Source organism: Crassaminicella thermophila (genome assembly GCF_008152325.1).
GTDB lineage: Bacteria > Bacillota > Clostridia > Peptostreptococcales > Thermotaleaceae > Crassaminicella_A > Crassaminicella_A thermophila.
The window spans coordinates 647,882-658,537 of sequence record NZ_CP042243.1 but is presented as its reverse complement, the minus strand read 5'-3'; the positions used below and the strand labels follow the sequence as shown (position 1 = coordinate 658,537).

General features: G+C 27.3%; 10 protein-coding genes. 1 reads left to right on the top strand and 9 read right to left on the bottom strand.

Annotated features, from left to right (window positions below; translation table 11 throughout):
- Window positions 1-27: 27 nt before the first annotated feature.
- The 9 genes from FQB35_RS03035 to addB all read right to left on the bottom strand — a co-directional run bounded on the left by FQB35_RS03035 (window position 28) and on the right by addB (window position 9,671).
- Window positions 28-810 (bottom strand): hypothetical protein, encoded by a 783-nt coding sequence (locus FQB35_RS03035; RefSeq protein ID WP_148808559.1) that lies wholly within the window; start codon window positions 808-810, stop codon window positions 28-30.
- A gap of 79 nt (window positions 811-889) precedes the next feature.
- A complete protein-coding gene (locus tag FQB35_RS03030; protein WP_148808557.1) occupies window positions 890-1,408 on the bottom strand; it encodes a GNAT family N-acetyltransferase in 519 nt (172 codons plus the stop codon).
- A gap of 84 nt (window positions 1,409-1,492) precedes the next feature.
- Window positions 1,493-1,879, bottom strand: coding sequence for a hypothetical protein (locus FQB35_RS03025; protein ID WP_148808555.1), 387 nt, complete (start codon window positions 1,877-1,879; stop codon window positions 1,493-1,495).
- Between the two features lie 81 nt (window positions 1,880-1,960).
- The gene (locus tag FQB35_RS03020; protein ID WP_333473049.1) at window positions 1,961-2,452 is read right to left on the bottom strand and encodes a GNAT family N-acetyltransferase; all 492 of its coding nucleotides are present in this window, start codon (window positions 2,450-2,452) and stop codon (window positions 1,961-1,963) included.
- Window positions 2,453-2,474: 22 nt separating this feature from the next.
- Entirely contained in the window at window positions 2,475-2,954 is a 480-nt protein-coding gene (gene ybaK, locus FQB35_RS03015) for a Cys-tRNA(Pro) deacylase (RefSeq protein ID WP_148808553.1), read from the bottom strand.
- 184 nt (window positions 2,955-3,138) lie between these two features.
- On the bottom strand, window positions 3,139-3,744 hold the full coding sequence (locus FQB35_RS03010; protein WP_148808552.1) for a hypothetical protein: 606 nt from the start codon (window positions 3,742-3,744) through the stop codon (window positions 3,139-3,141).
- Between the two features lie 141 nt (window positions 3,745-3,885).
- Complete coding sequence (locus FQB35_RS03005) at window positions 3,886-4,635, bottom strand: class I SAM-dependent methyltransferase (protein ID WP_269902699.1); 750 nt, start codon at window positions 4,633-4,635, stop codon at window positions 3,886-3,888.
- A gap of 9 nt (window positions 4,636-4,644) precedes the next feature.
- Complete coding sequence (locus FQB35_RS03000) at window positions 4,645-6,234, bottom strand: MutS-related protein (RefSeq protein WP_168198218.1); 1,590 nt, start codon at window positions 6,232-6,234, stop codon at window positions 4,645-4,647.
- Between the two features lie 65 nt (window positions 6,235-6,299).
- A complete protein-coding gene (addB, locus tag FQB35_RS02995; RefSeq protein WP_148808546.1) occupies window positions 6,300-9,671 on the bottom strand; it encodes a helicase-exonuclease AddAB subunit AddB in 3,372 nt (1,123 codons plus the stop codon).
- Window positions 9,672-9,831: 160 nt separating this feature from the next.
- Between addB and FQB35_RS02990 the strand changes: the two genes are divergently transcribed.
- Window positions 9,832-10,473, top strand: a complete 642-nt coding sequence (locus tag FQB35_RS02990; protein ID WP_148808544.1) for a lactate utilization protein — start codon at window positions 9,832-9,834, stop codon at window positions 10,471-10,473.
- Window positions 10,474-10,656 lie beyond the last annotated feature (183 nt).

The following is a 10,656-nucleotide window of genomic DNA, read 5'->3' as shown; positions in this document are numbered from 1 at the left end:
ATTTAAATAGAAGGTTCATCACTCAACTTATAAATTATGAGTAGTTAGCAAATATTCAACAGGCATATGATAAGGAATCATCATATTGGTAGTATGACCAGCAATGTAAACAATTTTATACTCCTCATTATCAGCTGTCTTGTTAACAGGGCCTAAAAACCAATCAAAAAATCCTAGATACTGGCGGATATTCTTATATGATTTTGGTAAATGAACAGGACAACTAAATGTAACAATCTCTATATTTCTATCAATTTTTATTAATTTATTTTCTAATCCAAATAAAGCATTTGCAATGCTTAATGCTCCTTTACTATGTCCAACTAGCATTTTCATACGATCACTATTCTTTTCTAATAGTTCTATAAGAACCTCTGAATCTTTAACTCCTTTAACATAAATCTCTTGTTTGTTAAATAATGTAGAAGTTATTGTCTTTTGAACTATTTTATAATAACCTTCAACGGCCTCTTGAATTAGATCAAGACTTCCATATCCAGAAACAATTCCAGCAACAGGTTTCATTAATACATTGGCCACTGTTTTAGCAAGAGCAGCTGTTCCAAAAATAGAACTACCTACACCTGTTATAACAATCGTATCAATTTCTTCATGGTCTTTTAAAAGATCATCTACTTTTGAATATTTTTGAATAATATTTTCAAAGTAAGGCTTTACAACAATGATATCTCCTTCACTAACTTTAAAATCATCAAAAATATGATTCATAATCATAAATGTACTATAAAAATAATTTTCAAAAAAACTAGGTCCTAATATGAGCATCTTATCAAGATTAAACGTCAACATATCCTAGCCTCCCATAAATTATAAAACCAGCTTCTACATTTATCTTATTAAATTATTCAAAAAATAGTTCTTTATACATTTAACAGCAAATTCCTTTTAAATCATTCCACCCATATCCTACTTCCTTTAATTCTTTTCCACCTATTTTAATATTTCTTCTTTTTACTATTGTTCCACCTAATTTTTCATAAAATCTACATGACTTATTTTCTTCTAATGCCCATATAAACATATTATTCATTCCCATACTTATTAGATTTTTTACTACTTGTTTAAAAATTTCTTTTCCTAATCCTTTTTTCTGATAAGACTCTAAAATATAGATTGCATACAATTCTCCTTGATACACTAAATCATTATCTCGTTCCTTTCCATATGTTGCAAAGCCTACTATTTTATTGTCTTTTTCACATACTAACGCTTTTATATTATTATCTTTTAACTTTTTTCGTATATTTTCAACTATTTCTTCTATTTTTTCTTTTCTTTCTTGTAGAAATTTATCGGGTACAATCCCTTTGTATGTAGTTAACCATGTTTCAACATTTATATATGCTATATCTTTTGCATCATCTATGGTAGCTACTCTTATATTCATATTTAGCCCTCCGTTTCTTTATTAAGTCCATTTGCTTCAATATAACTATCCTCCCAAAATACATATGTATAATAATTTCTTTCATTATCTTTTTATATTTCTTTTTTCAATTGTTAACATTAATTGCCTATAAATGAGTTGCAAAAAAACAATCAGTGTTATAAAAAATCCTAAAATACTAATGATTGTATCGTATTTATGATAATGATAAATTAATGCCTGTTGCATAGACATAAACCACAGAATTAATGGCATAAATAAAAATAAAATATTTAATAATATATACTTTGTATTTTTAAAATAAACACCATATATTGCTAAGAATAAGATTAATAAAAACGACATAAATATTGCTTCCTTAAAAGATATTTCAACTGGTATATCACTAGATATTAACATTTTATATCCCCATAATAAAAATATATACGTATTTATTCCTAAATAACTAATCATATCTGAGATTTTACTCATTTTTTATTCACCTTCTTGCATAATCCATTACTATTATTTGCTTTCTTTATACTATTTCAATAGTTAACAAAAAAGCTGATTCTACATTAATTTTGCCATATAATATTCATCTATATATTCTCCATCTACAATCAGTGATCTTTCTTTTATTCCTTCTATTTTAAATCCCATTTTCTCATACAATCTTATCCCTCTCTCATTATGAAGCATTACTGTTAATTCTAATCTTGTTATATTTTTTTCATTTGCCCATTTTTCTAATTCCTCAAATAATTTTGTTCCAATCCCCTTCCCTCTATAATCATTTAGTATACCTATTACTATATATGCACTATGTTTTATTCTGTTTGCAAATCCTCTTTCAGCTGATAAAAATCCAACAATCTCTCCATTTTCTTCTGCAACTAATATTAATGAGTTTGAATGATATAGATTTCTTATATCTGCTTTTATTTCATCTACAGTTGTTTTTCTTTCCCCTGGCTCAAACATCATATTTTTTGTTTCATTATCTAATCTTTTTAACATATTTAAAAACATTCCTGCATCGTCTTCTTTAATTTTTCTTATCATCATAATATCACCTTCAACTTTATCACTTAACAACCTCTACCATTTCTCCATTTACCACTTCTTTTAATTGAACTACACTTAATTCTATTTGTACTCCTATTTTGCCACCACTTACAATGATACTATCAATTTGAGATGCACTAGAATCTATAAAGATTTTGTAATTTTTTCTCATCCCTATAGGAGAGCATCCACCTTTTATATAACCCGTCGTTTTAAAAATATCTTTAACTGGGATCATCTCAATCTTTTTTTCTTTAACAGCTATAGCTGCTTTTTTCAAATCCAGCTCTTTCAGTACAGGTATTATAAATACATATATTTCTTTGCTATTCCCTTTTGTAACCAGTGTTTTATATACGTATTTAGGATGTTTTTTGATTTTCTCTGCTACAGAAATGCCATCAATTTTTCCATCTTTACTATCATAAGTAATAATCGTATAGTTTATATTTTCTTTATCTAAAATACGCATAGCATTTGTTTTTTTAACCTTTCCCATATATCTTCCCCCATATACACAATATGTTTTATGCATATTTTACCATTTTCTGTATTTAAAATATACTCCCTAATTGCTACTGCGAATGAGAGTATTCTAAAGAAATATCAACCCCTATAGCTTTTTCTCCTTATCTACTAATTTATACACCTATGAATGATTTTTTGATATGCTTCATCAATTCTTAATCTTTCCAATATGCTCTCCATGGATTATTATTTATATCAACAAATCTATAACTACTTGTCCCGTTTGCATGATCTAGCATCCATTTACCATTTTGATTTTTAATATAATAATTACTTCTTTTATGCCATTCTCCACTAATCGTCCATTCTTCTTTTATAATTAATTCCACAATTTTTTTATCATCATTCCCAAATAATTTTGAAATTAATTTTTGTTTTTCCTTTATATAAGCTCTTGTTACTCTTCCATTTTTTGTATAAATACTTGGTATATATACAAATCCATCTACAAATAATTGACCTCTTTTTTGTACAATTAAATCTTTATAAAAGCCTTTAGCATTGTGTTCTTGCATTTTTTCTTTAAACAGATTAATAAAATCCTCTTCATTTTTTATATAATTTGGTACTAAAAGCAATTTCTCATCTTCTGAAACGATTAGTTCCTTTGTGAAGTTTTCCAAAGGCCTATATGTCTCCTTTAATAACTTTTCAGCTTCTAATCGATCAAACGCTAATCTTTCACTTATATTCATATTGATAATATTTATGAGTATTATAAACACGCTCAATAATATTTTTATTACTTTTTTCAATCCCATATTCTAACTCCTTAATTTTCTCTTGAATTTTAATTCCTATATATTTACAATTTTATCATAATTTTAACATAATAAAAATCTCCTTATCACACCAGGAGATTTTCTATTTTATGGATTTATGATCATTAGAGGATATCCACTTTATTTTCTTGCTTTAACATAACAACCCGTAATACCCATATATTTAAACTGGGCTTTGTCAACAATTTTAAACCCACATTCTTCTATTAGATTAATTATATCCTTTTCTCTAAACCAACTCAAATACGGAATTATTCTTATTTTATTAGCTATTATAGTAAAAATATATTGAAATTTTGCTTTTAAAGTGTCTTTTTTTCCATAACAATCTGTGCTAGTTATTATTACACCTTCATCTTTTAAAACCCTTTTTGCTTCTTTTAATAACTTTGTAGGGTCTTTAACTACATGTAAAACATTACACAATAATACAATATCAAAGGAATTATTTTTAAAATTAATATTATATCCATCACCTATTTTAAACTCTACATTGTATATTTCTTCTTTTTGCAATTTGCTGTTAGCAATTTGAATCATTTTTTCAGAAATATCAATCCCTATAACTTTTTTTGAAAATTTTGCTATTTCTAATGCTATGATTCCAGTCCCACATGCTACTTCCAAAACATTTTCTTGACCATTTAGTTCATTTTTTATTTTTTCAATCAAATCTTTATACATTACTCTATCTTTAATACCTGTTTGATTATCATATTTGTTCGCAATTTTTTCCCAAAACTTTTTCTCTTTTTTTATTCGTTCTATATCCCCCATCCCATAACCCCCTTCTAAAAAAATTATTTTTCTTGGACATACATTTCTTATGTGTATATTATACTTTTCATTATATATTTCAAAGTAATACAAAATATCCCCTTATGCTGTTTCAATTATTTTTACTCTTTTATTTATTCTTGTAATTAAATCATATGGATATCCTAAATACTCTAATATTTTAACTGCATTTCTGCTTTGAGAAATTCCTTTTCTAATATGATAATCAAATTTCAAACCTTCTTTTGTAACAGTTTCTTTAAAATAATAAGCTTCATATCCTTTCAACATTTGTATTAACTGTAAATCGTGTGTTGATACTATAGTCAATGTATTTTTTTCTGCTAAATAATTAAGTATCTCAACTGCTGCTCCAATCCTCTCTGTTGGATTAGTCCCGTTAAATATCTCATCTATCAATGCTAAGCAACAACTTGATTTTTCACATATGTTTAATACTTTATAAATAGCTTCAGCTTCACACAAATAATAACTCTTCCCTTTTATTAAGTCGTCATTTAAGCTCACAGATGACACTATATTGTAAAAACTTGTTCGATACTTATTCGCTAGACATGTATATATAGTTTGAGCAAATATTGCATTTACTCCAATTGTTCGCATAAATGTTGACTTTCCACTCATATTTGAGCCTGTTATTATAATTCCATTATTTTTTACCTTTAAAGAATTCTTAACCGGTTTTTCTAATAATGGATGAAAAATACCCTCTACATCCAAAACCTTGTTTTCATTTACAAATTCAGGCTCAACAAATTGATCTATACTATCCCTATATAGTGCTATAGAAATCAAAGCATCTAACTTCCCAACTAGCATATACATTTGAATAATCTCATCTTTAAATTTTTCAATATAAGAAGCAATAGTAAAATAATTTCTTTCTTTGATAAGAAATATAATATTTAAATAATCCGCAAAAACATCCATTCCTTCTATCCTTGATAATATACTCGTTCTTTTTCCAATAATTTTACATTTATCATATAAGTTCTTCAATTTAATTGCATATTCAGGTGATACATCCTTTAAAACTACATATAACTTATTACTGATATTTATAATTCTTCCAATATATTGTATTACTGCAATTTGTTCCATAATTAAATACCCCATATTATAATGTACACATATATTTGTTAATCCTAAAACGATTAAAGAATATATGCATACTTTACTCTTTATAAAAGAAAGCATAAAGATGTTAATAAAAAAAAGTAATGGCAAAATAGAGACTAATAATTTTAATTTTAAATTTGGTTTTAATTTATTGCATAATACAGATGTTACATCCTTGTTAATTCTTCCTAGCTTATTTAATATATCTTGAATCTTTTTTCTTTTTTCAATATGATTTTGAAAATATGATATATAATATCCTCTCTCTTTTAATCCCTCCTCACTAAACAAAGGATTTTTAAGCATTTTATATAAAACTTGTTCACCACAAGTAGTAATAGTTTTATCAATATGACAAAACACATCATCCATATTCAAATCATTCCATGTGTCATCAGAAATATTTACTTCCTTATCACTAAATTGAGAAACAAATGCTTTTAAGTGTAAAAAATTTATCTTTTGTTTTTGCTCTTTATCTACTTTTTTGTCAATTTCTTTTTTTGAAACGAATCGTCTTAACATCTGTATATAATAGTTTATAAATTGCATCATTTATCTCCTTTTCCTATTTTATACAAAATTCTTAATATAAGCTTTTTGTAAAATGAAGTTTATTACTCTTTTATCCTTTCAAGGACCTCTTTATCTGATAGTTTTTTCATATTCTTATACTCATTTTCTTCTAATCTCGTGTCGAATTGACAAATGCTTGAATATGAACAATAATCGCAAGCCGTTTGTTTACCATTTTTACAAGGGGCAATTTGAATGTTTCCTTTCATTATTTCAAAGGTAATTTCCTGAACCAATTTTTGAACATGCTTAATTAAATCCATAAAATCAGCCTCATCAACTGCTGAAGAATTGCTGTAAAAACCTCCATTCTTATTAAGTCCTACAGGAATAATATCAGAATATCTGTCAATATCACGATCCATTTCCTTAACAATTCTTGTATCCTTTAAAGCTAATCCTTTCATTTTAAGCTTCTTTCTTATTTCTTTTTCAATAACCTCTATAACTTTTTCTTCTGTTTTTATCATTGGATCATCTATTTTAAAATAAAAAATACCAGCAGGCTTTTTCTCTTTTTCATTTTTATCCTTTTTACTTCTTAAAACAACATCTAAATAAATCATAAGCTGTAGCTGAAGTCCATAATATACATCAGAAAGACTAAAATCTTTGTTTCCTGATTTATAGTCCATAATTTTTACATAAATATTTTCTTCATCCTCTAATAAGTCTACCCGATCAATTCTTCCTTCTAAATAAATTTTTTCTCCATCAGCAAGTTCTATTTCAATCGGTGGATACATTTTACCTATTCCAAATTGAGCTTCATATGCCGTAGGCTCAAACCCACTTTTTTTAATATGCTCTGTTAATGTCCAAACTGCCCTACGACTAATTCTTTTTAATCGATTCACAAGATACTTATATCTATTAGTACTTAACATAACTCCATTTCCATAATTAGGCACTATGTTGTCAACCACATCATCAACCATTTTATAGCATTTATCTTTATCTAGCTTACGCCAATCTATATTGTCTTTTTTTAACATATCCGTAAAGGTTTCCATCGACTTATGAAAAATTTCTCCTATATCTGGTGCCTTTACTTCAAACATTTTTCTTTCTTTAGGCTTTAATCCGTATCTTACAAAATGAGCAAATGGACAGTTTACAAACTGTTCAAGTCTAGATACACTAGATCGAATTGGAGTGTTGTATAATCTTTTAGCACTGCTTGATTCAATGTATTCTACTTGATTATTATGAAAAAAACCTTCTATAACTGCTTTACGTTTTGCATCCCATTCTTTATGCTTATAATACCAGTCGTATACATTCCACCATACTTCTTCAATCGGTTTTCCATCTATATTTTGCCTAATATTCTCAACCAAATATTTAAAGGTACTTTTTGGTGTGGATATAAGACGTTTTTGCTGATCAAAGTTGTTGATAACATCACTTTTTACATTTAATTTTGTGAATATTTTCTTAAATCTATCAATTAAAACAGATGGCCTCATTGCTTTTCCTTCTCCATCTGCCATAGCATAACTAATCCACAAGTATTCACTAGGTTTTGTGAATGTTGTATAAATTATAAACTTTTCTTCATAGGCTTTTCTTTCGCTGTCATACCCTAATTCTATATCTTTTTCTTTCATATAAATTCTTTCTTCATCAGACAGTATTCCATCCATATCTTTTCCCGATGGTAAAATTCCATCATTTACTCCTACTACAAACAATGCTTTAATATCATGGCTTTTTGATCTTTGGATATTTCCTACTAATACTTGATCAATAGTTGTTGGAATAATACCTATCTCTAATGATGAAAATCCAGACTCTAATACACGAATATATTCTCTTAGTGTAATTTTTTGCTCTCCAATAATTTCTACCATCTGATCAAATACTTCCATTACAATATTCCATATTTGAGTATTTTCATTTACATATTCATACTGCTTCTTCTCTCTTAGAATATCAATCCAGTCTTCTAACTGCTTATTAAGCTGAATATCTTGTAAATATGAATATAATCCTTTTGTAATTTCTCCTACTGTCTTTTTCCCTTTTATCCTTTTTTCTAATTTTTTCATAGGTTCTATGAAAATTTCTCTTCCTTGATTCAATTCTTCTAGGTTTTCTGTTTCTTCTCCTAGGGTAAATTCCTCATTCCATTTGTTTCCTTTTATCCCATACTGTAGAACATAGTTTTCTAGCTTTTCACAAATATCCACATCTATACCACTAAATCCTGTTTTTAAAAATCGAAAAACATCTTCATACCTATATCCTCTATACACTACTGTCAATACTGAAAGAATTAATTCGATAATCGGATTATGCATAATATTTCTTTTTTGATCTAAAAAGTAAGGAATATCATATTCATCAAAAATACGCTTAATCAGTGGTCCATAATTATCTAAATCATTGCAAACAACAGCAATATGGTTCCATCTATAACCTCTTTCCCTTACTAAAGAAACAATTTTTGAAGCAGCATTTTCAATCTCTGTATAAAGATTAAGGCCTGCAAATAATTCTATATTCTTTATATCTTTATCAAATCGTCTATATGGATAAGCATAGAATTCCTGTTCTATATGTTGAATCTCATTGGATTTTTTAAAAATTTTTCTTTTTTTCTTATCTAAGTCTATAATTTCACCTGGCAGTCCATATTTCATAGCAATATCATGAATTTTGCGATAGGTAATATCAGATACTTTAAACAAATCTCCATCATTACCTTTTCCTGAAAATTCCATTGTAAAAGTAATACTTACCTGTTTTGCCATGGTCATTAGTTTTTCAATAATATGATAAGCCTGTGGGTTAAAGCTTTGGAAACCATCAATCCATACTTCTGCATTCTTTAAAAACTTTGCATGCTCCATCTTTTCAATCAATAGATTCAAATAGTCTTCTGTATCAACATAACGCCCTTGCAAATATTCTTCAAATTGCTCATAAATATAAGCAATATCTTTTATTTTATGATAAAGAATACTTTCTTCTTCAATCTCCTCTAATCCCTTAATTAAATCCATTGGAAATATATCATGCTGCTTTAGTTCGCATAATAAATCATTAAACATTGAAACAAATCCATCCTGTTGAGATGCTTTCTTATATATTGTTAGGTTCTTTTCTGCTTCATCAATAATCTTTCGAAGAACCATATTTTTTCCTTGTTCATTAATATGAATCCTTGTAATTCCACCTACTTCATTTAATACATTATGTGCAAGCCTTGTAAAGCTCAAAACTTCTACATCTATGATTCCTGGCAAATTAAGTTTTTCTATTAAATCTCTTTCTGCTTGTAATGTAAACTGTTCTGGTACAATCAAAATCAATCTATTGTGATCTGTATTTTCTAATCTCTTTTTTATCTCTTCTAAAACCAAATGTGTTTTTCCAGTACCAGCTCTTCCAAAGATATATCTTATCATCCTCTCACCCCTTAAATTACATATAGTAAATTATATCATAATAAAAAAAACTATATCCTTTATATGTTTTTTAATATTTTATTTAAAATAGTCCCTTACCTCATACAAATAATTCATTTATAATAATATTATTGAAAAAAATAACAAGGAGGAGACTTTTATGGATCAAAATACAACATGGGTTATTGAACAAAGAGTTAAAAGAACTATAGAAAACTTAGAAAAAAACAATATGGAAGCTTATTATGTAAAAGATGAAAATGAACTACATAAAAAAATCTGTGAATTAATTAATGAAGGAGATACAGTATCTGTTGGAGGGTCTATGACTCTTTTTGAAACTGGCGTTATTGATCTTCTTCGTAATGGAAAATATAATTTTCTAGATCGCTCTAAACCAGGCTTAACTAAAGATGATATAAAAGAACTTTATAGAAAAAGCTTTTGTGCTGATGCATACTTTACAAGCAGTAATGCAATAACAGAAGATGGTGCATTATATAACGTAGATGGAACTGGTAATAGAGTAGCTGCAATGCTTTATGGTCCTGATAAGGTAATAGTTGTTGCAGGAGTTAATAAAATCGTAAAAAACCTAGAAGAAGCAATTGAAAGAAATAAAAGCATAGCTGCCCCAGCAAATACCAAAAGATTAAATAAAAAAACCCCTTGTGCAAATCTAGGCTATTGTACAGACTGTAATAGTCCTGAAAGAATTTGTAATGAATATGTTTTGATAAGAAGACAAAGCATAAAAGGAAGAATAAAAGTCATATTAGTAGGAAAATCTTTAGGATACTAAAAAACCCACAAAACGTGGGTTTTTTTTATTCCTTTTTTTAAAATGAATAATTATTAAATTTTCTTAATATTTTTTGCCCTTTCTATTGACAGTGTTTCCTTATACATATATAATTGTATGCAATAATACATCAATACAATCATGGATGTTTTTGTACTTACTTCCTAAAATTTGAAAGGTGGG

Excerpts from the sequence above, each read along its gene's own strand:
- ybaK (WP_148808553.1), bottom strand. The coding sequence starts at position 2,954 with ATGGGAAAGGTTAAAAAAACAAATGCTATGCGTATTTTAGATAAAGAA.
- FQB35_RS03000 (WP_168198218.1), bottom strand. The coding sequence starts at position 6,234 with ATGCAATTTATAAACTATTATATACAGATGTTAAGACGATTCGTTTCA.
- FQB35_RS03025 (WP_148808555.1), bottom strand. The coding sequence starts at position 1,879 with ATGAGTAAAATCTCAGATATGATTAGTTATTTAGGAATAAATACGTAT.
- FQB35_RS02990 (WP_148808544.1), top strand. The coding sequence starts at position 9,832 with ATGGATCAAAATACAACATGGGTTATTGAACAAAGAGTTAAAAGAACT.
- addB (WP_148808546.1), bottom strand. The coding sequence starts at position 9,671 with ATGATAAGATATATCTTTGGAAGAGCTGGTACTGGAAAAACACATTTG.
- FQB35_RS03035 (WP_148808559.1), bottom strand. The coding sequence starts at position 810 with ATGTTGACGTTTAATCTTGATAAGATGCTCATATTAGGACCTAGTTTT.
- FQB35_RS03020 (WP_333473049.1), bottom strand. The coding sequence starts at position 2,452 with ATGATAAGAAAAATTAAAGAAGACGATGCAGGAATGTTTTTAAATATG.
- FQB35_RS03010 (WP_148808552.1), bottom strand. The coding sequence starts at position 3,744 with ATGGGATTGAAAAAAGTAATAAAAATATTATTGAGCGTGTTTATAATA.
- FQB35_RS03030 (WP_148808557.1), bottom strand. The coding sequence starts at position 1,408 with ATGAATATAAGAGTAGCTACCATAGATGATGCAAAAGATATAGCATAT.